Origin of the sequence: Paenibacillus sp. B2(2019), from assembly GCF_008370385.1 — a bacterium.
Classification (GTDB): domain Bacteria; phylum Bacillota; class Bacilli; order Paenibacillales; family Paenibacillaceae; genus Paenibacillus_AQ.
Window position 1 is genome coordinate 178,617 of record NZ_VTZR01000020.1, and the last position, 23,662, is coordinate 202,278.

Consider the following 23,662-nt stretch of genomic DNA (forward strand, 5'->3'; position numbering starts at 1 on the left):
CTCCAGATACTCAAGCTGCATATGGTGGGAAGAGGATAACCATTAGCGGATCAGAGGAGGCATGAACCATGCATATTTGTATTATTGCGCCGGAACGTCTCCCGGTTCCGGGAGACGGGTCAGTAGAAATCTGCATTTGGGCCATTGCCAGAAGGCTGGCTGAGAAACATAGGGTTACCATTGTGAGCCGCAGAGCGCCGGGACTGCCCGATGCTTCCATATTGGAGCAGGTCAAAATCATTCGTTTACCCGCAAGTACTCCCGTTCATTATCGTACTTCGGTGTTAGACTACATTCAGAATGAGTCATTTGATATCGTTCAGATCGATAATCGTCCTCATCTTATGTCTGCTGTTAAGAAACGGCTCCCTCAACTTCCGGTATTTCTATTTCTGCATTCTCTTACATTCACACCGGACACAGTTAAGACTGCGAGGGCCTTGGCTAAAGCAGATCTGATTATTGCGAATAGCCACTCTCTACAGCGAAGATTAACCCGTCGCTTCCCGCAATTGAACAATGAAATCCGTATCGTCCTGCTCGGAGCAGATCTTGATCGATTCACTCCTGTAGCGCTACAGGAAAAATACCATCTTCGCAAACTTTACAGACTCCCGAGGATCTTTACCGTATTGTTCGTCGGTCGAGTTATTCCCCGCAAAGGGGTGCCCGTATTGATACGTGCTATGTACCATTTAAATAAGCACCTTCCCGCTCATCTTGTAATTGCAGGCAAAGGGAAACCATCATATTTGCGACAGCTGAAGCTGCTTGCACGGCGACTAGGCGTATCCGTCTCCTTCCTTGGAAATGTAGCTCATGAGGATATCCATACCCTTTATCAAGCAGCCGACTGCTTCGTATGTCCTTCTCAGAATCATGAATCCTTTGGGCTTGTTAATGTAGAAGCTATGGCCTCGGGACTACCGGTCATCGCTTCTAGCAATGGTGGTATCCGTGAGATTATCGACTCCGGCCATAACGGATATCTGGTGGAACGATATCGCGAGGCCTTGCCCTTTGCTAGAGATTTGCTGCGACTAGGCCGGAATCCGGAGGTAGCAGCAACCATTGGGAAACAAGGACGAGCGGATGCGCTTGAAGCCTTCAATTGGCAACGTACAGCAACTGATTTGGAGCGGATTTATCAAGCTGCCTTAGTACAGCGATAGACCCTACAAACATAAAAAAGTAGTCCGCCTCCATTCACTGGAGACGGACTACTTTGATTTAAATAAATTGAACAACCGTAAGTACAAGCCCTACAACAAAACCGCATAAGGCACCGTTCACACGAATCCACTGAAGATCTTTACCTACTTTATCCTCCAGCATATTCACTAGACTAGCATCGTCCATGCTATCCAGATTCTCCTTCACCAAAAGACCGATTCGGAAGTGGTTAGCCTCTACAAATGCAATCAATGAAGCGCGAATCCGCTCCTCCCAGCTACCGATCCACTCTTGTTCCTTACTAATACGGCGCATAAGAAGGGTGTATAGTGCAAATAGTTTTCGTCCGCCAGCTGCCCGGTCCTCTTCTAATAAGGAGAGCGCCTTACTACGTACGTTCTCCAATTGAGTATGCAGAAAAGCAGTTACCGCTTCTCCCTCAAGCTCTTGTAGTGCCCATTCTTTCACAGAAGTCATTCTAGCCTCATCATTAACAATCTGGAACAACGCCACCCGAATTTCCCGGATGATCTCTTCACGATAAGGGCTATCCTCTTCACGAAAATCGCGAATACCGGACTGCAGCATGCCTTGCAGCATTTCACCAAGCATATCCGCATCCATGAATCCAACGAAAGCCTGAAAAGCCATCCCTTTCAGTCCACCGAGTTTTACTTCAGCCAGTTTCTCACTGGCGATCTTACCCAGCATAGCTTTCGTTTCAGGACGACCGCTCCAGTTAGATACCCCTTCCAGCGCATAATCCAGAGCCGCTACATCTTTTCCATCGTTCATTAATTTAGTGACAATCTTATCAGCCGCAACTCCAAGCTCCGCTTCACGAATATAGTCAGAGGCTGCCTTTTGAAGAAAAGGTACAGCTTTCTCTACCGGAAGACGTGACACGAATTCGCTAAGTTGCTCTAGGATCTGGGCTCTCGCCTTCTTCTTGCTAAAGAACTTCGTCAGCAGCTTGGAACTCATAGACATAATGCCAAACTTGCGCAGCTTGTTCTCAATACTCTCTTTGTTCAGCAGCTCAGTCTCCATAGCGGTAATTAACGACTGAATAATCTTATCCCGATTCTTGAGCAGCAGTGAGGTATGTGGAATACGCAGCCCGAGCGGATGGCGGAATAACGCGGTTACCGCGAACCAGTCGGCAATCCCCCCAACCAGCCCAGCCTCAAAGCCACCTCTTAGTAGAATTACAGCGAGATTTTCAGGTAGAAATAGTGTAATCAGAAACCCACATGCCATAAAAGCTAGTGACATGGTGGCCAAGTTTTTGGATCTCACGATTAGTCCCCCTTACATACACAGCTGCCGATGTCCTTACGCAGGAAAAATACCGACGGATCACGTCCCACGAACATGAACTGACGATAGACTCGGCTAGTCGATTAGTTTAACAACTATTGTACCACGACTGAACTATTTTCTAAAAATATACGATTAGACTAGGAATGAAAAGGTGTTTTTGGTTTTCAGAATATTAATGATAAGATACAAGTAACGTTCTCACTGGCCCGCGAAGGGGACAAATATGACTGGATAAGGAGATCATACACTATGCTGATTGCTTTAGATATGGATGGAACATTGCTGAACGAAGAAGGACAAATTAGCCCAAAGAACCGCGAGGCGATTATAAAGGCTCAAAATTTAGGTCATATCGTAATTATTGCTACGGGACGCTCTTTTATGGATGCGGAACGACAGCTGCGGCTGGCAGATCTGGAATGCCCTGTAGTCAGTCTGAATGGCGCAGTGGTTACATTGTCTGACCACACGCTGGCAGCAAGTAAACCGCTGAAGAAGGAAGACATCATTCCTGCATTACGCTGGATGAACGAAATTCCGGATTTGTATTACGAGGTATACACAGAGGACAACGTATACGTGGAGCTCAATAAACGGGTAAGATTAGAGAAACTATCTGCACTAAGTGAAGAAGAAGTGCCTGAGGAAGTCAGCTGGCTGCTAAAAGCAATGATCGATCAGCAGTTTCAACAAGCGGCTGTAACTTACGTCGAAAGTATGGAAGAGATCTGGAGTAAAGAAGAAAACGTCATTTATAAAACATTAGCCTTCTCTCTAAACCGGGAACTGCTCAAAGAAGCCTCCACCCGCTTCGCCGCGATCCCTGGCCTCATTATTACAGCCTCCCATGTCAATAATATCGAAATTAACCATGAGGACGCCAACAAAGGCTCCGGTGTAGCTATGCTCGCCGCCCACTATGGCATCCCGCTAACAGATGTAGCCGTAATGGGTGACAGCTATAATGATCAACCGATGTTCGAGATGGCAGGCTACCGGATTGCCATGGCTAACGCAGCACCGGTTCTAAAGGAAATGGCTGAATTTGTTACCGTCAGTAATGCGGAAGATGGAGTGGCGGCAGGACTTGAGCATCTTATGGCTAAATTCTGAGCCAACATGCCCGGCTTAAATCATAAACAGCTAAAGAACCTCTGACAGCATCCTGAGGATGGGTCAGAGGTTTTTTTAAGATTGTCTTAACTAATTATAGCTACAGCTTTATACAAGGATGATTGTCCAAGCTCAATGGCTTGGCAAACTCAACGTCTTTTAATAACTCGTTATTCCGCTTATTGTGCATAACACGTGATTCGGATAGCCCTGACTGAATCTCCTTGAGCATTTGACGATTCTCATCATATAAGGTAACTGCCAGTGTATGATCATCTTGTCTTACAACCAGCTCCATATTGGGCTTAACTTCAAGCGATACCGTTTCGAAAGGAGACATATCGATGATAACTTCCAGTCCCACATTCTTGAATGTATAGGCGTAAGTGATTTCAAGTCCACGGTTATACGTGGCTTCGATCTGTCCCTTTCCTATGTTCACATTATAGGCCAAGGATTCAAGCTGTTGCGGAATTCTTGGAGCAATTGTCAGTGTATTGTTAATCAGGTCTGGACGGATACCTAAGAAATATTGGTACCACACACGCAGGTGCTCAGCATTGGACCAAGCTTGCAGGTATGCACCCGTCAACTTCGCCCAGCTCTCACCTTCCTCTGGATAAGCATCCATATTCTCACAAAGTCCACCAACAACACCTAAATTCAAGGCCTGCCAGTTCATATTCTTGAATAGCTGATAGGCCGTTTCTTCCTGCCCCGCTTCAATCATACGCTGCATCGCAATACCATTAAGCCAAATCCAAACTGCACCGTTATGGTAAGCCTCGTCTTTCGGATAATGAGATGTTAAATGAAACGGACGAAACAATGGATGATGTCTATCTAGCGAAGCAACACCCCATGGATAGACCAACTCTTCCCACGCGGTACGAATCGCTCTAGCCTTAAAATCGTTATCATCAAACATTTCAAAAGCAAATAACTGGTTTGGGCGCAGGGAGAATTCCGGCTTATCTTCTGCATCCAGTCTGTCTGCTAAATAAGGATGCGCTTGATCAATGAAATCGACCTCAAAATGGCGCTTCAAGGTTTCAGCAATGCCCTTCCATTTATCAGCATTCACCTTGTCATTCATATATTCAGCAAAGTAAACACCAGCAAGCAATTGGTTATACCAGAGTGCTTGAATATCATTGGCACGGGTATCCCGAGGAGAATATGACTCCAAATTGCCATCCCGGGCATCCATCCAAGTTTCATTATCTGCGTGCTTCAAGTACCCTTTATCATCTACCCAATATTTTATGGAACCTTCAATACTATATTGTACATTGTGATACAGCTCTTTAATGATCGCTGTATCTCCTGAATACTTAACGTAATCCTGCAACTGGATAATGAATCGCGGCGTACCATCCGTTGTATGGTAATCCACTTTTCCAGGAGACAAGATATTTGGAATTCTACCAAAGTATTTAGAATCTTCGTCCGTATTCTGAAACTCTGCGAATGATAGCAAGATATTTCTAGCCGTTTCGAATTGCCCTGTAACGAGCACAGCGCCTGGAAGAGCTATGAATTGATCCCGTCCCCAATATTCGTTAAACCATGGTAGTCCTGCATAGATACCATCACCCTGCTGTCTAGTAACCAACTGATCCATTGTGATGTTCAACCAATTCATGGCTAAAGTAAACGTATCATCACTGCTGGTTAGATGGGCATTATGGTGTAAGAAATCTTCCATCCGCTTAACACGTTCATCTTTCAAAGTACTAATATCTTGTCTAGCTTTAAGGATTAAGCTTGCTGCTTCTTCGGATGTCTTACCTGCAGCGATATAATAACCCCCAGCGTTTGCATCGGCAATTAGAACTTCATTATCCATATGCAAAGGTGAAAGGTTGATAGCACTAACTGCAATCACCCAATCTCCCTCGATAGCGCTAAAGAACGCGAGATGATCCTGTTGGTTTATATAGCTAACATTCTCTCCCCTTAAAACGATGCCTATGTCTTCCTTAGCATTAGCTAGACTAATTTCTAATAGATTATGATAATCCAACAACCACAGCTCTTCTGTAAGATCGGCGTGCTTACGCACCATTTTATAAGGATAGGCCCAAACTTCAGATTGTCGATTGTCTAGCTTCTGTTCACCTACGAATAAGGTGTATCCACCGAAAATTCTATTCTTAGCAATATTAAGTCCCTCAAAAAATGCATGTTCCACATGATCCGTATGATGGGATTGCGTAAAATAAAATGCTGCCTCTTTATTCGTAAATGAAATACTCCGATTGGCTTCTCGAGAGACAAATGTCTTCATGTCATCCAGAATTGATGTATGAACTTGATTACTATTCATTGTAAGCCTCCTATTTGAAAATAGTAGGCCGCTATGAAGCTTCATAGCGGCTGTCTACTAATATTTATTCTTTAACCGAACCAACGACAATCCCTGATACGAAATACTTTTGCATAAACGGATAAATCAACAACAATGGTAGCGTAGAAACTACGATTTTAGCAGCGTTCAAAGTCTTATTCGAAACTTTTGCTAATTCCAATAATTTTTCAGGATCCGTAATGTTCTGAACCTCAACGCTAAGCTGTTGGATATAGGTTTGCAATGGATAATTCGCCGTCTTATTAATATAAACCAGGGCACCAAAGTAATCATTCCAATGGCCCACAATAGTAAAGAGCGTAACGGTGGCAAGCGTAGGCAATACTATTGGGAGATAAATTGTCCCTAATATTCTCCACTGTGAAGCTCCATCTATATTCGCTGCTTCCTCTAGAGATTTCGGTACAGCGCGGAAAGCATTCATCAGCAAGATAACATTCCCTATCGGTACTGCACCCGGCAAGATCAATGACCAGATGGAGTCTAAAAGATTAAGCTCTTTGACTACCATAAAGGTTGGAATCAATCCGCCTGAGAATAACATCGCGAAGATAACGAGATTCATATAAACCTTCTGACCCGTGAATACTCGTGAACTTTTAGACAATGGATAGGCTGTAAGAATCATCAGTACCATATTCACAAGCAGACCTAACACTACCCGTTCTACAGAGATCATGAATGAACGCCAAAACTGGCTGTCAGACAATAATTTTTCATAGGAGCTAAACGTCGGATTAACCGGGAATATACTTACTAGATTTGCGGAAGCCGCCGCATTATCACTGAAAGAGATGGCTACTAAATTGACTAACGGTATGAGACAGGACAAGGCGAACGCTAGAACAAATACCCAGATAATAACATCTGCAATACGACCCTTGATGTTAGATGCGTAAATGGGAGAACCCCCCTTTCTTTAGAAAATACGATAATCCGTAAGTTTTTGGGCCAATTTATTCGCAGAAAGAATCAGTACGATACCAACGACCGACCGTAATAGGCCAACTGCTGTACCTAAGCTGTATTGTCTTTCTACCAGACCCACCCGATAAACGTAGGTATCAATAATATCCGAAGATTCATACACCAAAGGATTATACAGATTGAAGATCTGATCAAAACCAGCATTCAATACATTCGGCAAGTTCAAGGTTGTAACCAGCAAAATAGTTGGCATTAAGCCTGGCAACGTGATGTGCCACAGTTTCTTAAACCGGTTGGCTCCATCAATGGAGCCCGCCTCATAAAGTCCGGGATCAATGGATGTCAGGGAAGCTAGGTAGATGATTGAACCGTACCCAAAACCCTTCCAGACATCTGTTAATACTAGCATCGGTCTAAACCAGGTATTGCTGGCCATAAACAAGACCGGGTCAATCCCAAACCAACTTAACATGGCATTAACAGGACCTTCATAAGAGAAGATATTCATGACTACAGTAGCTAAGATCGCCCATGACAAGAAGTTCGGCAGATAAACAACCGTCTGTATGAATCGCTTAGCAAACTTTACCCGAATTTCATTTAATAACAGGGCAAACACGATGGATGTAAAAGTACCCACGATAATTTTCCATAACGCGATAACGATCGTATTACTGAAAATCTGTTTGCTGTCAGGAATTTGGAGCATAAATTTGAAATTATCAAGACCTACCCAGGATGAACCACTCATTCCCTTAGCCGGAACATAATTTTGAAAAGCCATTATAATACCGAACATTGGAATAAACGAAAAGATAATTAGGAAAATCATGCCTGGCGCCATCATGAGATGGAATGCTGTCTGATCTTTTTTATTTTTCATTTACGGATCATCTCTTTCAACATCATTTGGTTGCTATCGCTTCGTTAACTTCCTTAGTAATTACTTCGCCGCCAGTTTTATTCCAGCTATCTACAAACTTATCAAACGCGTCAGGTGTTTGCTCACCTGTAATGATCTTCAAGTACATTTCAAGTTCCATTTTAGTAAGTGTCGGCCATTTCAACGTCATGGATGATGTACTTCCAAAGAATAGTGGATTCACTTCTTTAATATTTGAGGCTTTCACCAAACTAGCTGTCGTAATACTGGAAGTATATCCAGCCCATGCATTGGAGTCTGGTGTTTCTCCATTCTTCTTACTATCCAGAAATTTCTTATAGGAGTTATAAGCCGTTAAATCCTCATTGCTAGTTAATTTACTTGTATCGCCTGTTTCTAATGCTTCTTTCATGATGTCAACGTTACGATAGAAAGCGTCATAATAATCGATATTAATGGCGAGCGGAGATCCGCCAACATTCATGCTCTTATAATCTTCAAATTCTTTCAAAGCTTTTTCATCTTTTTCTTGGTAACGCTGATAGTCATATTGAACACTCACAAGCTTGGCTGCAAGTTCAGGATGTTCAAAGCCTTTGCGAACAACCAAATAACTGCTGGAAGGATTTCCAGTGAACATTGTAAGCGAGCCATCCTCTGATTGTGGGGCAACATAAGATACCCATTCCGCTTCTGGATTCAGCTTAAGTGTGTCAGCCACAGTCCAGCTTCCCCACCAGTTATCCATGAACGACCCACTTTTTCCGCTTGTAAGTAGCGCCTTGCGGTCATCACCAGTACGTACTGCAAACTGACGATCAATCAAGTTATTCTTGTACATTTCAGACAACTTGGTCAGTGCTGGCTTCATCTCTGGTTGAACAGATCCGTATACAGCCTTTCCACTTCCATCATCAATCCACTGTTTTGGATACGCACCATATAGTGAAAAGATATTATTAAATGAGAATTGTCCACCAGAGACACCGGCAACGTTTTCATTATCGACAACAAGACCTAGCGTCTTACCCGCTCCGTTACCACCTGGATCTTTTTCTACAAATTGCTTAATAATGTTCTCGACATCAGCCATTGATTTCGGCTCAGCAAGTCCCAATTTGTCCATCCAGTCTTTGCGAAGCCAGAGGATACCAGGACCATGTGAGATTTCAGTAGTTGGTATGGCCATCAGCTTGCCATCGAACTTTGCACTATCCAGAACACGACCACTGTAGGAATCATAAATTTCCTTAATTCGATCGCTGGCAGTATTTTCATAAACCTCGGTCAAATCTGCAATCAGATCGTTCTCATAAAGCTGTTGCAATGTCGCGTAGTCAGGAACCACCATTAGATCAGGGATTTCACCGCTTACAATCGCCATCGAAACTTTCTGACTATAGTCTGTACCATCATTGGACTCAAACGAGGTCGTATTTTGAATGTTCAGCTTATCCTTGAAATATCTTGTCCACACATTGTTTGTGGCATTATCTTTCTCATGAGGCGTTCCTGCAAGTGCTGAATAGCTCGTTGCCACTTGTCCAACAGAATAAGTAACTGTTTCAGGATAGGCGCCAAATGGAGTCGTCTGTGCTTCTTTCCATGCAGGATCACTCGCATCTGTCTTTGGGGTAGATGCTGAAGAATTATTAGAACTTGAACAACCTACCATAGCAACAGCTAATAGTGATGCTAATATTATGGAGCTTGATTTTCTCAATTTATGTTTCATTATAAGAGCCTCCCTTTTTCTATAAAAAAACTCGTATTAGAAAACGATTTCAAAGCGCCGGCCAGCTTCAAAAAAAATTTATATTGTTACTTCCTTAAGTTTATAGATTATTGCTATCCATCGTAAACGCAAAAAAATTATGTTTTACACAAATAAATACTCATCATTAACGATAATATCGAGGAATAATTGCTACGGTCGAAGATGTTATACTACAATATCAATGTCACTACATGTCGAAAGGTGGTAAATAATGTTATCCATATTGGTGGTAGATGATCATAAGGAGGAGCGAGAGGGGATTGCTTTCCTCATTAAGGAGCTTGGCTTCCCCCTCCAATTGCATGTTGCAGAAAACGGTCGTAAAGCACTTGAATATGTAAGCGCACACTCTGTCGATATTCTATTTACCGATGTGCGGATGCCTATAATGGATGGATTACAGCTAACAAAGGAAGCATTAAAGTTGCACCCCAAATTAAAGGTGATTTTATTCAGTGGATTCGCTGAATTTGAGTATGCCAAAACAGCCCTCTCCCTGGGCGTATCCGAGTATCTTTTGAAACCGGTTAACATTGAAGCATTCCAAACTACTTTAGAAAAAGTTATTCAAGAATTAAAGAACCAGCAACAAAAAGAAGAAGCGTCACAAAGAAAGCTAAGCTATGTGAGAAAACATCTACTCTTCTCTCTAGTTAATGGCATCGGAAGCCCGCCTCCTCTTCAAGAGCTGTCTATTGAATTACCCAGCCATTACAATAAAATGCTTTTGTTAGAATTCGATAAGCCATTTTTTGAATCTGTGGATTCGGAGTTCGAAGAGTTTGTTCTTGGTTTAGTAGACACATCTGCTGATTACTTAAATCTAAACGGATGTCAGAGTCTACTACTGTTTCCCGAGCAAGAGTCCCCTTCTTCCCGGTTTGATAATAATTCAGCGATGCACCTGCATCATTGTATCCTTGATAAATATAAAGTGAATTGTTATCTCGCTATGAAAGAGGAACTAACCTCAATACTAGATTTAGGTTCACTTTTGACTTCATTAGAAGAATTGATGGAATATCGTTTTTTTCTCCCAGATACCTTTGTGTTTAATACACAAAATGACTTACATTTCTCTGAGGCCTTGTATCCAGACCTTACAGATAGCCATCTACTAGATCAGATTCGAAATAATCTGAAGGATCAAGATATTTTTAGCTTACGAGCAAATACTGAGATTTTATATCAAAAATACGTACATCAAGTACAGTACTCACATTTGTATGTGAAGTATATGTTCTCCACAATCTATCAAGAGATCATGACACAAGCTGCACCTATATCAGAAATGGAGCTGCAGACTGCCGTCGAGATCATATATGGATCTGAAGATTTGCGGGATATCAAAGATATCATATTTGAAGGTATCGCTCGGATTGATCAGAACTCTACTAACCATGAGCCTACTCAGAACCGTGATGTCGATGCCGTCAAACAATATATTGAACAATATTATGCAGATGATCTCAGTCTGGAAATGCTTGCTGCTAAAGTGTATTTGTCTCCACATTATCTTAGCTCCATATTCAAGAAGCAGACAGGCTGTGGGCTTAATAAATATATTAAGAATGTCCGCATGCAAAACGCAAAAGAGTTGTTAACAAATACGCATCAAAAAATATCAAATATTTGCACCGCAGTGGGCTATCGCAATATTTCATATTTCTGCCAAAATTTCAGGGATTTCTATGGGTACACACCAGAAAAATATAGACAGTATAATCAGAAGTCCTCTGTATATCGGGAGGAGCATTATGCAACTTTGGCAGACACTTAAGCAAAATATTCGCGACTTGAAGTTTCAAACCAAGATCATGCTTTCATTTATGTTAATCAGTATGATTCCTGTGATTGTATTGGGCAGCTTCTGCTATCAAGAAGCCAAATCATCCCTCATTAAGCAATCCAAATCTGATTTGAAAGCAGCCTTAAATCAAGGGGCTTTAGCTTTAAATAGTCATCTGGATGTCTACAATAAACTCATGAATTTCTTGAGTTTTAATCAGGAAATTATTAATTCAGCTAATCATACCTACACAAGTATGTATGAAATGTATGATCAGTTAACCCATGTGATTGACCAAAATTTCAATACTGCACGGTATCTAAATACAGGTATAGAACAAATCACTCTGTATACAGGAACCAATCTTTTGGCACATGGCAATACCGTCCGAGCCCTAAATGATATTAAACAGAAATCTTGGTACCCGACGTTGATGAAGTCAGTCGATGTCCTGTGGTTTACGGATAATAAGGAGATTTTTGCTGTTCGACGCATTATTAATACGAAACAGAAAGATCCAAAAGAAAATGTGCTGTATGCACGTGTGAATTACGATTCGTTATTCACACCTTTTGAATCCCTACTCTCTCAAGGTTCAGAGATTCTCGTCAAAGATGCTGATGGAAAGTCGATCTATGCCTCGCCTGGTATAGAAGGATATATTCCTTCCAATAGCACAGACAACTTAGATACGCTGCAATGGAAAAATACAAAGTACACTGTATTGCAATCTGAAGTTCCTATATCAGGATGGACAGTGATGTTATGCAAACCTACGAAGATGATTACGAATTCTGCTTGGAAAATCCTTTCGACAGTCGGGCTTGTTATTGTTGCCTGTATTGCTGCCGTTGCTATAACCGCCAATCTATTCTCTCGAAAGTTCAATTCACAAATTAAGCGTCTGCGCAATAATATGCGCACCGTAGAAGAGGGATCCCTGGAAGTTACCGTCACCAGCACATCCAAAGATGAAATTGGGGATTTAATCAGAGGCTTTGGCAATATGGTTGACAAAACAAAAGTGTTAATCGATAAAGTCTACATTGAGGAAATTTCACGAAAAGAATATGAAATGAAAGCCCTACAGGCTCAGATTAATCCTCATTTTCTATATAATGCTCTTTCGCTCATCAATTGGAGAGCCATCCGAATCCATGCAACAGATATAAGTGAAATGGCGCAGCTTCTATCCACGTTCTATCGGACTACGCTGAATAAAGGGAATAATATTATTTCGGTTTCAGATGAACTATTGAATGTACAATCTTATATACAGATTCAGCTTAACATGCATAGCAACAGCTTTGAGATAGAATATCAGATCGACGAGGCTATTCTCTCTTATTACATGCCTAACCTGATGCTTCAGCCTCTAATTGAGAATGCTATTATTCATGGTATTGAGAATAGAGAAGAAGAAGGAAGCAAAATTATTCTATCCGGAGAAATGGTGGAGGAGTGTATCATCTTCAAAGTAAAGGATAATGGCGTTGGCATCCCACAAGAACGACTCAATCTTCTGCTTAAATCCCAGTCTATAGGCTATGGGCTCAAAAATGTAAATGACCGGGCTATGCTAATGTACGGACCAGAGTATGGCTTGTCCATTACCAGTATTCTAGGACTGGGAACGGAGGTCACATTTCGATTTCCATCCAAAAGATACGAAGGTGGCTCAGATCTATAACTCTTTTAAATGCAGTGATGTTAACTAGCTACACTCTAAAATTAAATTCAACCGGGACATGTACGCTGGATTAAACCCGGTTGATTTTTTTCAATCTATTGAATTACAAATGATCAGGAGCGCTTTCCTCCCCCACCCATTCGGCAGAAACACGTACATAATCCCCCACATCAGAAGATGTCACCAGTTCAATAATGATCAATTCGAGCGGTGTAATCGCCCGTAAACCATGTCTCGCACCGGCAGGTACTGTGACTGTGTCTCCGGCTGCAGCTGCGTGAAGAACGCCGTTCATACGGTACTCTCCATTCCCCGAAAGAAAAGACCATATTTCTTTGGTATGCCTGTGAAAATGATAGCTGGTGTGCTTCCCTGCCAACATCGTGATTTTGGAAGTCGTAACCTCAACTCCTGCTGCTGTTCGTGAGAAATCCAGAATGCGTGAACTCCCCCACCGCTTTTCTTCAATCATCGGCTTCGCGGCATGACCCTCCAGCTTCTGCTTAATCCGTTTCGCCTGCTCGATCCCAGCAACTAAAATACCATCCGCACCCGCCGCCACAATCAAACCTGGGGCACCGATGACATGTACAGGACAAGAGAGTTCGTTCACTAAATAGGTTCCTTTTGAATCCTCAGAAATGCTCCCCCTGCCAATTACCTTTTCCTGCAAATGAGGGGTAAGCGCATCCCAACTACCAATATCCGCCCAAACTCCGGTGTAAGGAATAACTACCGCTCGCTGCGTATGCTCAAGCACTTCATAGTCAAAACTTCGTTCTGGCAATTCGTCATAACGCTCCAATAACTCCATGTAATCCACCGAAAGCTTCCGTTCCATCATACTTGAGAGCAAGTATCCTAATGAGCAGGAGAATACTCCACAGTTCCACAGTCCTCCACTGGAAATGAATTCGGCCGCCGCCAGTTCATCTGGTTTCTCTGCAAACTGCTTCACATTTAGAAAGGACGTACCGCCTGAACCTTCACTCGGTAAAATATACCCGAACTGTGTGGATGGGAATTCAGGTGTAACACCGATCAGGGCAATATCCGCTTGTGATTCGGACAACACGCTGGGAAACTGCTGAAGCTGTCTGAAGAAAGAAGCCTCCACATATGAATCCACCGGAATGACCACTACGATCTCTTCAAGGTCTATTTTCTTCACGGAATGCAAATAGCTCGCTGCCAATGCAACTGCAGTAAAAGTTCCCCGCTTCTGTGGCTCCGCCAGTAAAGCAACCTGATTGCCAACAGATTTGCGGGTAATTTCCACCTGACTACGATGGGTTACAATGCAGCTTGAATCTAACAATCCTGCCTCATCCAGCCCTCTGCATACTCGCTCGATCATCGACTCCATACCGCCATTTTCTGTTGGGAGAAGTCTTAAAAATGCCTTTGACCTGATCTCATTCGACAGCGGCCACAGCCTCTTCCCCGATCCCCCTGAAAGGAGCACGATCTGCAACGCTATCGCCCCCCTGCGCTGGACTTACTACTCGGTGTTCTCACATACCCCTTCCGTTTATGAAAAGACAATGATCTATACTTTTCTGCCAGCTCATTCAGCTTCTGCTTGGACAGCTGACCTGCATTCATATGGAGGCCTTTATTGCGTGCTTTTTGGATCTTCATGCCCCCACGATCCTTCGAATACAGGTAATTCCCATAAGTTTCGAATTCAGAAAAAGCAAATTGCTTAGTGCGGTTCATACTGTGTATAATCGCCGAATACCAAGGCTTCTGATGCTTTGCTTCAATCTCTCTTTTCATCTGAGTCAATTGGCTGCGTTCAAACAGCATATAATGCGTCACAAAAGAAGAAGCAGATGCCGCCTTCTTACCCATTAGCTTCCTATAGGTTGTAAAGTACTGAGGCTGACTCCAATTACGGCTGTAAAAAATCGTCTTTCCCTTCTCACGGAATCGATGAGGAGCGATTAAGACCGTATCTGCATCGATGACTAAAAAATAGTCAGCCGTACACAGCTTGTCACCATTCAGTTTCAACAATTGCTGGAACAACCAACCGGATCTTTCCCATTTCCGTGAACGGTAATGGATATCTTTTTTTGTAATCGGGAGGACTGTATTCTCATCGACAAAGGTACAGCCTTTTTTTCGGCAGAAATCCAGTATACGTGTCTTTTTTGGAGCAACAATCAATATACGACCTATCGGATGCTTAACATGTGTTCGGACAGCGTCAATAACATAGGGGAGTGTAGCCAAATCTTTCTCGATAGCCGGAATCAGTACATCTATGGTAACGGCATGTCTTATGCGGACCTTTTTAGGCGAGGGCATACGGTCATCTCCATATCATGATTTTGCTTTAGGATATGAGGATAATAAGGAAAGGGAATGGGCTTTACTGTAAACTTAAGAGAGGACAAGGGGGGGGGATTTATACCTTTCTTTTCGCCCATAAAGACAATTCCGCACACTTCTGGGGTATTTATACCGTTCTTTTCGCCGCCGGAGCCAAATTCCCACATTTCTACGGGATTTATACCGTACATTCCGCCCACAGAGCCCAATTCTAGCTTTTCTACGGGATTTATACCGTACATCTTGCCCACCAATCCCCATTCACACAACCAAGCTCCACACTCCCCCATACTATATCCAGCATTTTTTTCTGTGCAGTAAAAAGGCTGGGATGGTATATTGTAGATTGGCTAAATTTTCGGCGTATTTTAATCGGCACATTTTAAGATGAACTCAACCATTCTCCAACTAGTTTTGTTGAGCTCACTCTATACAGAAATATATGAAGGTGAATCTATTGAATAAGCTCTTATTTCATAATATCCCGCTGGGAGCAACCGGCGAACGCATCCCGCAAGCGGCAGTAGCTTCAGCACAGACCAGCAAGGAGCTAGTGAAGCGGGAGGAGGGGGACTCCGCTTATTTCCGCAGGCTGGAGGAAGGCGGCATCCTGCTCAACCGCCCGCAGATTGCTGCGGTGCGGCATCATAAAGGGCCGCTACTGACACTGGCCGGTGCAGGCTCCGGTAAAACCTCGGTTCTGATCTGCAGAACCGGTTATTTGTTGTCCGTGCGCGGCGTCTCGCCGAGTCAGCTGCTATTGCTGACTTTTTCGAGTAAAGCCGCGGCAGAAATGCGCGAACGAATCGCCCTGCTCCCGGGAGTCAGCACAGCGGACGTTGCAAGACTTCAGGCCCGTACGTTCCATTCTTTTTTCTTATTTTTCTTGCGCAGACAAGGATTGCAACAGGAAATTTTCAGTGAGACACGGCGCCAGCACATCCTATTGAAGCAGATCATGCGTGAGCTCGGACTGCCGAAGGATGCTTATCCACCGGAAACCCTACTCTCTCTGCTCTCTTCCTGCAAAATGAACATGGGCACCGTGGAAGATCTACCAGAAGGCACCACCGCCGAAAAAGAAATGAAGTCCATTCTGGAAATATACGAACAATGGAAACTAGACAATTTCAAAATCGATTTCGACGATGTCCTCTTAGTTGCTTATCGGATGCTGAAGGAGCGTCCGGAGCTTTTGCAAGAGTTGCAGATGAGATATCTGTACTTGATGGTGGATGAGTTCCAGGATACAAACGCCTTGCAGTACGAACTTGTCAAAATGGTCGCTCACCCACAGCATAATCTAATGGTGGTTGGTGATGATGACCAAACGATTTATTCCTTCAACGGAGCGCGCAGTGAGTTCATTCTAGAGTTCGAGAAGCTCTATCCGGGAGCAAGGGTTATTACGCTCGATATTAATTACCGCTCAGGCCCAGCTATCGTTGGACTTGGGAACGGCATTATCAAGCACAATACACGTCGGCGTTCCAAAACCCTGCAAGCCGCAAAAGGTAGTGGAAGTCAGCCACGATATATGCGTCCGCAAACTGCAGATGAAGAAGCCGAGCAGATGGTCGAGCATATTTTAAACGAGGTCTCTAGCGGCAAAAGAGAATATAGCGACTTCGCCATGTTGTACCGGGCGTCGAGCAGCAATCGGGCCGTTCTCGAACTGCTCCTTTTACGCGATATTCCCTATATCGATTACGGAGAGGGGCAATTATTGTACGAGCACTGGCTGATCTCTCCGGTAGTGGATCATTTGCGACTCTCCGTGAATCGGCGAAATTTTGCAGCGATGGAGAATATCCTGCCGACGCTATATATGAACCGTGAAAAAGGCATGAATCACATCCGCCAGATGGAAGCTAGACAGCCCAAGCAAGGACCGTTAATCCACCTATTGTCTATGCCTGGCATGGAAGACTTCAAAGGGACTAAACTAAGAGATCGGCTCGATCTAATCCGTAATATACGCGAACTGACCCCAATACAAGCAATCCGGCAGATTCGTACCCAATTCTATGATTATTTCATCGAAGCGAATGAACGGCATCAAGCGACGCTGCATAGAGAGACATTAAAAGAAATGCTAGATGAGCTAGAATCCTCCGCGGCGCGTTTCGACAGCATCCCTGCCTTTCTTGATTTCATAGATAATGTCACGGAGCGTAACGAGCATAATCGCCAACCAGGTACTAAAGAGCAAGGCAATCGGATTGCATTAATGACCATTCATAAATCAAAGGGGCTAGAGTTTCCTGTAGTCTTTTTAATTGGAGCGTCTGAGGGAATTCTTCCGCATAGCTCTGCACTGGAGGGCGACCGGTTAAAAGACCGCAAGCTTGCTGCCGGAAGCAACGGAGCCTCAAGCTTAGCAGCACTGGAGGAGGAACGGAGACTGGCTTATGTAGCCGTTACGAGAGCCCGAGAGGAGCTATTCATCAGCTCACCTGCACAGCATCGGGGTAAAAAAGCGGAGGTCTCCCGCTTCATGTTATCCGCCTTCCGTTCAGCGGTTTCTTCCACAGCGGCAACTACGGTGAGTAGAACCGTGACAACAAGATCCTTGCCGACCAGCCGAGCGACCACGACAAAAACAAAAACCTATGTCGTTCCGGTATGGAACTGCACAGGCAACAGTTGTCCTGGTTGGACACGCATGAAAGCTGGCGGAGCTGAGGATCATCTAACCTCAAAGCCCTGCCCTTTATGTAGCTCACCTATGGCAAAGGATCAGCGAGAAGTTCCCGTATGATTTACACGCAAAAAAAGCAAGTTTCCTCTTCCCTGGAAACTTGCTTTTTTTAATATAAATATATATTTAAGCTGTAGTTACTACTGCTTCTTCAACTTCTTCATGTACAGTCTTAATCTGAATCATTACTGCATTCGGATCGGTCAGCACTTCGATTCCATCTTGGAAAATCAGGTCAGAAACTAGCAGCTGATCGCCAATATCAAGTTTACTAATATCTACTTCCATAGAAGTAGGCAAAACGCCCGGCATACAACGAACTTCTACTTCATACAATTCCACTTGCAATACGCCACCGGCTTTCACGCCGATTGCTTCCCCTGCAAAATGAATCGTAACTTTACTATCCATATTTACAGACATGTTCACATGCTGGAAATCAATATGCAAGATTTTACCTGACAGAGAATCCTTTTGAATATGCTGAACAATGATCGGCATTGCTTCATCGTCCGTTGTTTTTGCTTGCAGAATAGCCCGTGGATTTTTTTTCAAAGTACCCAACAGCTCTTTTTCATCCACTTCTACGTTCAGAGTATCTTTACCCACTCCATACAATACAGCCGGGATACGTCCCTGTTTTCTCGCTAATTTCTTTTGGGACTTTGTTTCGCCAGTACGCTTGTTTAATTGAATAAATTTACTCATTTTTTATTTCCTGCTCTCTTTGACCATAAATTCTTGTCAGTCTAAGTATAACATGACCATATAATCTAGTCAAATTTAGCAGAAATCTCCCTTTTCCATACAAAAAAGAAGACTTGAGTGAATTCAACTTCCCATTCCTCAACTCTTCCCAACTGCACTTTCTCAATTTATTTAACGCTTACTTAAACCATGTTCACCTATCACTTCTTCTATTGTACAATCACTTTCATTCAACTCTTCGATTCCGATGAGTTCCCCAGGCTGTACATTAAAATATAAACAAAGCTTTAAAAGCAAGTCTCTGGGATACTGTACCATCTCATCCTTATACATACGGCGAACCGAATCAAAGTGATAATTAATATCCTTAGCAAGCTTTCGTATAGAGAGTTTGGGATCATGATTCTCCATGACCACACTTAATTTACTTCGGATAACCGGCATATATTCACCTCCAGCTTAAGTCCACGCCCACAAAAACCCATCGCGATCCCACGCGATTTTGCCGCCGTGCAGCTTCCGGAAAGCTTTCTTTACTTCCTTGGACAGTGAGGCATTGCCATTCTCATTCACAAATACAAATTGTTCCCCAAAATTCTCTTTCACATATTCAATCGCCGCGGTCTGATACAAGGTACCCGTAAACCGAATTTCCTTAACCATCCATTCCGCTACATCTTGTGCTGTTACTTCCATATGGATGTGCCTCCTTTCATGTACTTCATGCTAAAATGTGCCCTCATTATAACATGAATACAGCCCGACCGGACAAACGTCCGAATCGGGCTGTATTAGGATGTCTTAATTATTGTGGATAGGTATGATTCGAAGGATAACGAGTCTTCTGTCCACCACTTACCATCAACAGAATTCCTGTAATCAAGTGTAATACCCATCCCACTATTGGAATCCAAGCCAATAAAGAAGTTACAATTCCGAGCACTGAACCATAGATAGATTCATTGTTCTTTAAAGATAAAATCAAAGTGATTAGATGAAGAATAAACATAAATCCCAGTACAGAGTACCCACTGAACACTACAATAGTAGCACCCAGAAATGGAATTGCCAAAATAATTTCAAACGAGCCTGTAATCCACTTCATAGCTTTAGAAGCACTCAAAAGACAACCTCCCAATAGGTAAAATATACAATTTATTATACAAAAACCCAGTGCTCCCGTATATGATTTTCATCTTGCTTTACTATTTTATTTTCATCCTAAAATCACAGGTTCATTCACCTCATGAAGTGGTTGCTTTTGCACAAAAGGGGGCAATCCTTCCTTGCTCATTGCAGCTGAGGGAGCAAGCCCTAAGCAGTGGCATATTAACGGAGCCAGCCTTAATTGGGGGATTGCTTGATCTTCTTTTGCCAGAGGCAATGCATCTACTCCAAACGTATATAACGGCACATCCCGCTCGGAAGAGGTGACCCCTCCATGGTACCCATTTTCGTTCATTCCATGATCTGCCGTAATCAGAATCTTATACCCCTGCTCCATCCAAATGGGCAAAACAGTGGCCAGCAGTCCATCGGCGTTACGCACGGAAAGCTCATATTCCTTGCTCTCCCCGCCATAACGATGCCCGGCGTCGTCTATATTCATGGAGTGAATGAATAGAAAATGCGGATCATAGGCACTCCGTAAATACACAGCGTCGGCAAACACATGACTGTCAGGATAGTGATCCTCGAAATAAAAGCTGCCATGCTGAATTGGCTTCATCACATTATGCTGATGGCGATCAGCCAGTGGATCAAAGGGTGCCGAATTATAAAGCTCACTGACCCAATGATAGGCGACAGCAGCTGTACGCAAATTAGCGGCTACTGCCAAATGAAATACACTTTCTTCATGGCTAGGTCTCACAATATGGTTAGCCGTAATTCCATTTTTGGACACGGGTGTACCCGTTAAGAGCACTTCATAAAGCGGGCGTGATAGACTGGGTAACTCCGACTGTACTCGATAACAAGATAAGGATCCTTGCTCCACAAGATGCTCCAGATAGCCCATGTATTTGCGAGCAGCATCATATCTAAGTCCGTCCAAGACAACCACAATGAGTTTATTGGTCATATCCGTCATTCTACTCACGCTCCTTCTCGCTCTAAATGTAAAAGCTCGGAAGGGTTCAGCGCCAATGTGACTTTGTCCCCTTCTCCAACCCGCAGCCAGCGTCCATCATTTAAAAGATCAACCGTTAAGCGGATTCCTTCAGCCTCAACCGTACATCGAATAATATTGCCTAGCACAGACACCGATTTAATCATTCCATTCACCAGTTGTGCTCCGGCAGCAGCCTCCTGCTGACCCGCCCCGTCATGCAGTAACGTTACGGCTTCAGGGCGAATGGCAAAGCTGTCCATACCACTATCTATGCCACGGAACAGCGCCATCACCTCTGGCCGAGTCAATACGTTATAACTGCCCATGAACCGGGCAACGAACTCTGTGCGCGGCGCGGTGTACAGTCCTTCCGGTGTTCCATCTTGGACGATGCGTCCACCATTCATAATGCAGATGCGGTCGGATAGAATCAGCGCTTCTTCCTGATCATGCGTAACGAATAGGGTCGTCATGTTAAAGCGCTTCTGAATATCACGAATTTCGGCACGTAGATTCTTACGAATCTTGGCATCAAGTGCACTCAGGGGCTCATCCAGCAGTAATACTTTGGGTTGCACGGCTAGAGAACGGGCCAGCGCTACCCGCTGCTGCTGTCCACCGGAGAGTGACTGCGGATAGACGTCCCGCTTCTCCTCCAGATCGACCAATGCCAGCAGTTCCTCACAGCGGCTACGTCGGGCGGCTTTGGACAAACCACGCATCTTCATTCCATACTCAATATTTTGGCTCACCGTCAGATTAGGGAATAGAGCATAAGACTGGAACACCATCCCCACCTCGCGTTTACGGGGCGGCAGATTTGCCAGATCTTTATTCTCTAGAAGGATTCTGCCGCCATCCAGCTCCGAAAGGCCAGCTATGCAGCGAAGTAACGTACTTTTCCCGCAACCGGAAGGTCCTAGCAGCGTCACAAGCTCCCCTTCACGAATCTCCAAATCTATATTGTCTAGCACACAGGTCTCACCAAACATTTTGAGTATTCCCTGCAACTTCAGATAATCGTTCATCCCTTAACGCCTCCTCCCATCTTTTTGCCAAGCTTCATTAGTACCATCGAAAGGACTAGAATAAACAGAAAATACGAGATGGCAATCGCACTGGCTAAATGTCCGCTTTCGCCCATTCTTTGATATAGATACACCTGAATCGTCTGAATATGCCCGCCAACTAGCATGTTTGTAAGGACAAATTCGCCGAACAGAACGGAGAATGATAATAAGGTAGAGACGATAACGCCAGGCCAGATATTTGGCAAAATCACATTCATAAAAGCCGTTCTGCGGCGGGCTCCAAGCAATTCTGCGGCATGCAGCAGTTCTACAGCGTTAACGGTCAACAGACTATTGCGAATGCCCTGATACATATAGGGAAGAATGACCACAAAATACGCCCCCACCAATAAATAAGCTGTTCCAGCGATATCAAAGAGGCCAGAGGAATAGGTACGAATAAGTCCCACCGCAGCCACTACACCAGGCACCGCATAAGGCAGAACAACAATCACTTTCATAAAGCTCTCCCAGCGCGGAAAATAAATGGTGATGACAAAAACAGCTGGCAGCATCACGGCCAGACTCAGCACCACGCTAATCAGGCATAAATACAGCGAGGTCCAAAGCGCCTCCAAAAAACGAATATCCTTAAACATTTCTCCAAACCAATTCAGTGTCCAAGCTTGAGGCAATAAGGTATTTTGCCAGTCCTGCGCGAAGGCATAAATACAGGTTGCTAACAGTGGAAGTAATAAATACACCATGAGCATTAGCATGAAAGTGCGCGGAGCGAAGCCTGCTTTACGTATATTCATTGCCCCACCTCCTCACTAGCTGCCGTCCACAAGCGCCGAGAAGATTTGGTTTTCACATCCGGTTTACTGAGCGCTTTAGCTCCAAATCTCTCCGTTCGCCGAACCATCAGATGATTCAAATAGACGGCCAAAATCGTAGTCAGACCCAGCAGAACAGCAAGCGTACTCCCCATTTCTGGCTGAGTAACCACATCTCCAGCAACCAGTGAACCGATACGTACCGCCAGCAGATTATAATTCCCGCCAACCAAAGCATATGCCGTTGCATAAGCACCCATCGCATTGGCAAACAGTATTCCCAGTGTGCCGAAGATCGCCGGAGTTAGAATTGGCAGCCCAATCGTCTTCCAGAACTGCCACGGTCCTGCCCCCAGCAAGGACGCCGCTTCTCTCCACTGCTCACGAATTCCGTAAAAGGATGGATACAAGAGCAGTAAGGCTAATGGAACCTGAAAATATACATACACCAGAATCAAACCAGACCAGCTATATAAATCAAAATCGGTAAAAACACTCCAGCCCCATTGTTTGAATAAGAGTGTAAATACCCCGTTATTTCCTAGCAAAATAATATATGCAAAAGCCAGCGGAACTCCTGCGAAGTTAGAGGTCATATTCGACAGCATTAAGAGTCTGTCCCTTACCCTTGGAGTGAACCGAGTAATACAATATGCACAAAAAAGTCCGATGATGATCCCTATCAGACTTGAGGTTAAAGAGATCAGCAAGCTGTTCTTGATTGCCTGCATGTAATAGGCACTTTGCAGTGCATGAAGGTAATTGCCTAGCGTAAGTCCAGTTCCATCTGCCTTTTGGAAACTTCCCGTCAGCATGGACAATACAGGCACCAGCTGAAATGCCAACACCATCAGTGCAAACGGAATGAGTGCCAGGATCACACCGCGGCTTTTCTGTTTCAACTTCCTCAC

Annotated in this window: 20 protein-coding genes; 5 read left to right on the top strand and 15 right to left on the bottom strand. The window is 43.9% G+C overall.

The features are described from left to right. Positions 1–68: 68 nt before the first annotated feature. A complete protein-coding gene (locus PAENI_RS18525; RefSeq protein ID WP_149646274.1) occupies positions 69–1,172 on the top strand; it encodes a glycosyltransferase family 4 protein in 1,104 nt (367 codons plus the stop codon). 58 nt (positions 1,173–1,230) lie between these two features. Here the strand turns inward: PAENI_RS18525 and PAENI_RS18530 are convergent, their stop codons facing one another. After that, entirely contained in the window at positions 1,231–2,472 is a 1,242-nt protein-coding gene (locus PAENI_RS18530; RefSeq protein ID WP_076285116.1) for a DUF445 domain-containing protein, read from the bottom strand. A 273-nt stretch (positions 2,473–2,745) separates the two neighbouring features. Here PAENI_RS18530 and PAENI_RS18535 point away from each other — a divergent pair, with 273 nt between their 5' ends. Then, positions 2,746–3,609, top strand: coding sequence for a Cof-type HAD-IIB family hydrolase (locus tag PAENI_RS18535; RefSeq protein WP_149646275.1), 864 nt, complete (start codon positions 2,746–2,748; stop codon positions 3,607–3,609). Between the two features lie 100 nt (positions 3,610–3,709). Here the strand turns inward: PAENI_RS18535 and PAENI_RS18540 are convergent, their stop codons facing one another. The 4 genes from PAENI_RS18540 to PAENI_RS18555 form a co-directional block, all read right to left on the bottom strand. Continuing rightward, complete coding sequence (locus PAENI_RS18540) at positions 3,710–5,938, bottom strand: amylo-alpha-1,6-glucosidase (RefSeq protein ID WP_188114613.1); 2,229 nt, start codon at positions 5,936–5,938, stop codon at positions 3,710–3,712. 64 nt (positions 5,939–6,002) lie between these two features. Continuing rightward, entirely contained in the window at positions 6,003–6,881 is an 879-nt protein-coding gene (locus tag PAENI_RS18545) for a carbohydrate ABC transporter permease (RefSeq protein ID WP_042184238.1), read from the bottom strand. Positions 6,882–6,899: 18 nt separating this feature from the next. After that, a complete protein-coding gene (locus tag PAENI_RS18550; protein ID WP_042184236.1) occupies positions 6,900–7,790 on the bottom strand; it encodes an ABC transporter permease in 891 nt (296 codons plus the stop codon). 22 nt (positions 7,791–7,812) lie between these two features. Beyond that, the gene (locus PAENI_RS18555; RefSeq protein WP_149646277.1) at positions 7,813–9,525 is read right to left on the bottom strand and encodes an extracellular solute-binding protein; all 1,713 of its coding nucleotides are present in this window, start codon (positions 9,523–9,525) and stop codon (positions 7,813–7,815) included. Positions 9,526–9,778: 253 nt separating this feature from the next. Here PAENI_RS18555 and PAENI_RS18560 point away from each other — a divergent pair, with 253 nt between their 5' ends. After that, complete coding sequence (locus PAENI_RS18560) at positions 9,779–11,347, top strand: response regulator (protein ID WP_149646278.1); 1,569 nt, start codon at positions 9,779–9,781, stop codon at positions 11,345–11,347. Then, positions 11,325–13,046, top strand: a complete 1,722-nt coding sequence (locus PAENI_RS18565; protein WP_188114614.1) for a sensor histidine kinase — start codon at positions 11,325–11,327, stop codon at positions 13,044–13,046. The genes PAENI_RS18560 and PAENI_RS18565 overlap by 23 nt, the downstream gene beginning before the upstream one ends. Positions 13,047–13,149: 103 nt before the next feature. Here the strand turns inward: PAENI_RS18565 and PAENI_RS18570 are convergent, their stop codons facing one another. After that, a complete protein-coding gene (locus PAENI_RS18570) occupies positions 13,150–14,511 on the bottom strand; it encodes a sugar phosphate nucleotidyltransferase (protein WP_262495653.1) in 1,362 nt (453 codons plus the stop codon). Positions 14,512–14,522: 11 nt separating this feature from the next. Continuing rightward, the gene (locus PAENI_RS18575) at positions 14,523–15,359 is read right to left on the bottom strand and encodes a DUF6492 family protein (RefSeq protein WP_042184227.1); all 837 of its coding nucleotides are present in this window, start codon (positions 15,357–15,359) and stop codon (positions 14,523–14,525) included. A gap of 481 nt (positions 15,360–15,840) precedes the next feature. Here PAENI_RS18575 and PAENI_RS18580 point away from each other — a divergent pair, with 481 nt between their 5' ends. Beyond that, the gene (locus tag PAENI_RS18580; RefSeq protein ID WP_262495645.1) at positions 15,841–18,144 is read left to right on the top strand and encodes a UvrD-helicase domain-containing protein; all 2,304 of its coding nucleotides are present in this window, start codon (positions 15,841–15,843) and stop codon (positions 18,142–18,144) included. A gap of 66 nt (positions 18,145–18,210) precedes the next feature. Here PAENI_RS18580 and PAENI_RS18585 read toward each other — a convergent pair whose 3' ends face one another. The 8 genes from PAENI_RS18585 to PAENI_RS18620 form a co-directional block, all read right to left on the bottom strand. After that, the gene (locus PAENI_RS18585; protein ID WP_042184221.1) at positions 18,211–18,792 is read right to left on the bottom strand and encodes a 50S ribosomal protein L25; all 582 of its coding nucleotides are present in this window, start codon (positions 18,790–18,792) and stop codon (positions 18,211–18,213) included. Between the two features lie 171 nt (positions 18,793–18,963). After that, positions 18,964–19,236 carry a helix-turn-helix domain-containing protein gene (locus tag PAENI_RS18590; protein WP_262495646.1) on the bottom strand — a complete coding sequence of 91 codons (273 nt, stop codon included), beginning with the start codon at positions 19,234–19,236 and terminating at the stop codon, positions 18,964–18,966. Between the two features lie 15 nt (positions 19,237–19,251). Continuing rightward, positions 19,252–19,488: a DUF6953 family protein gene (locus tag PAENI_RS18595; RefSeq protein WP_042123499.1), complete on the bottom strand. Its 237-nt coding sequence runs from the start codon at positions 19,486–19,488 to the stop codon at positions 19,252–19,254. A 109-nt stretch (positions 19,489–19,597) separates the two neighbouring features. Beyond that, on the bottom strand, positions 19,598–19,915 hold the full coding sequence (locus PAENI_RS18600; protein WP_060623858.1) for a hypothetical protein: 318 nt from the start codon (positions 19,913–19,915) through the stop codon (positions 19,598–19,600). A 93-nt stretch (positions 19,916–20,008) separates the two neighbouring features. After that, positions 20,009–20,884 (bottom strand): alkaline phosphatase family protein, encoded by an 876-nt coding sequence (locus PAENI_RS18605; RefSeq protein ID WP_149646282.1) that lies wholly within the window; start codon positions 20,882–20,884, stop codon positions 20,009–20,011. A gap of 5 nt (positions 20,885–20,889) precedes the next feature. Beyond that, on the bottom strand, positions 20,890–21,933 hold the full coding sequence (locus tag PAENI_RS18610) for an ABC transporter ATP-binding protein (protein ID WP_149646283.1): 1,044 nt from the start codon (positions 21,931–21,933) through the stop codon (positions 20,890–20,892). Further along, entirely contained in the window at positions 21,930–22,733 is an 804-nt protein-coding gene (locus tag PAENI_RS18615; protein ID WP_149646284.1) for an ABC transporter permease, read from the bottom strand. The genes PAENI_RS18610 and PAENI_RS18615 overlap by 4 nt, the downstream gene beginning before the upstream one ends. After that, a complete protein-coding gene (locus tag PAENI_RS18620) occupies positions 22,730–23,653 on the bottom strand; it encodes an ABC transporter permease (RefSeq protein ID WP_149646285.1) in 924 nt (307 codons plus the stop codon). The genes PAENI_RS18615 and PAENI_RS18620 overlap by 4 nt, the downstream gene beginning before the upstream one ends. Between the last annotated feature and the right edge of the window lie 9 nt (positions 23,654–23,662).

What these genes read in the sequence shown, in the direction of transcription:
- PAENI_RS18525 (WP_149646274.1), top strand. Translation starts at nt 69, where the DNA reads ATGCATATTTGTATTATTGCGCCGGAACGTCTCCCGGTTCCGGGAGAC.
- PAENI_RS18615 (WP_149646284.1), bottom strand. Translation starts at nt 22,733, where the DNA reads ATGAATATACGTAAAGCAGGCTTCGCTCCGCGCACTTTCATGCTAATG.
- PAENI_RS18610 (WP_149646283.1), bottom strand. Translation starts at nt 21,933, where the DNA reads ATGAACGATTATCTGAAGTTGCAGGGAATACTCAAAATGTTTGGTGAG.
- PAENI_RS18535 (WP_149646275.1), top strand. Translation starts at nt 2,746, where the DNA reads ATGCTGATTGCTTTAGATATGGATGGAACATTGCTGAACGAAGAAGGA.
- PAENI_RS18605 (WP_149646282.1), bottom strand. Translation starts at nt 20,884, where the DNA reads ATGACGGATATGACCAATAAACTCATTGTGGTTGTCTTGGACGGACTT.
- PAENI_RS18590 (WP_262495646.1), bottom strand. Translation starts at nt 19,236, where the DNA reads ATGCCGGTTATCCGAAGTAAATTAAGTGTGGTCATGGAGAATCATGAT.
- PAENI_RS18565 (WP_188114614.1), top strand. Translation starts at nt 11,325, where the DNA reads ATGCAACTTTGGCAGACACTTAAGCAAAATATTCGCGACTTGAAGTTT.
- PAENI_RS18550 (WP_042184236.1), bottom strand. Translation starts at nt 7,790, where the DNA reads ATGAAAAATAAAAAAGATCAGACAGCATTCCATCTCATGATGGCGCCA.
- PAENI_RS18585 (WP_042184221.1), bottom strand. Translation starts at nt 18,792, where the DNA reads ATGAGTAAATTTATTCAATTAAACAAGCGTACTGGCGAAACAAAGTCC.
- PAENI_RS18540 (WP_188114613.1), bottom strand. Translation starts at nt 5,938, where the DNA reads ATGAATAGTAATCAAGTTCATACATCAATTCTGGATGACATGAAGACA.
- PAENI_RS18560 (WP_149646278.1), top strand. Translation starts at nt 9,779, where the DNA reads ATGTTATCCATATTGGTGGTAGATGATCATAAGGAGGAGCGAGAGGGG.
- PAENI_RS18555 (WP_149646277.1), bottom strand. Translation starts at nt 9,525, where the DNA reads ATGAAACATAAATTGAGAAAATCAAGCTCCATAATATTAGCATCACTA.
- PAENI_RS18575 (WP_042184227.1), bottom strand. Translation starts at nt 15,359, where the DNA reads ATGCCCTCGCCTAAAAAGGTCCGCATAAGACATGCCGTTACCATAGAT.
- PAENI_RS18595 (WP_042123499.1), bottom strand. Translation starts at nt 19,488, where the DNA reads ATGGAAGTAACAGCACAAGATGTAGCGGAATGGATGGTTAAGGAAATT.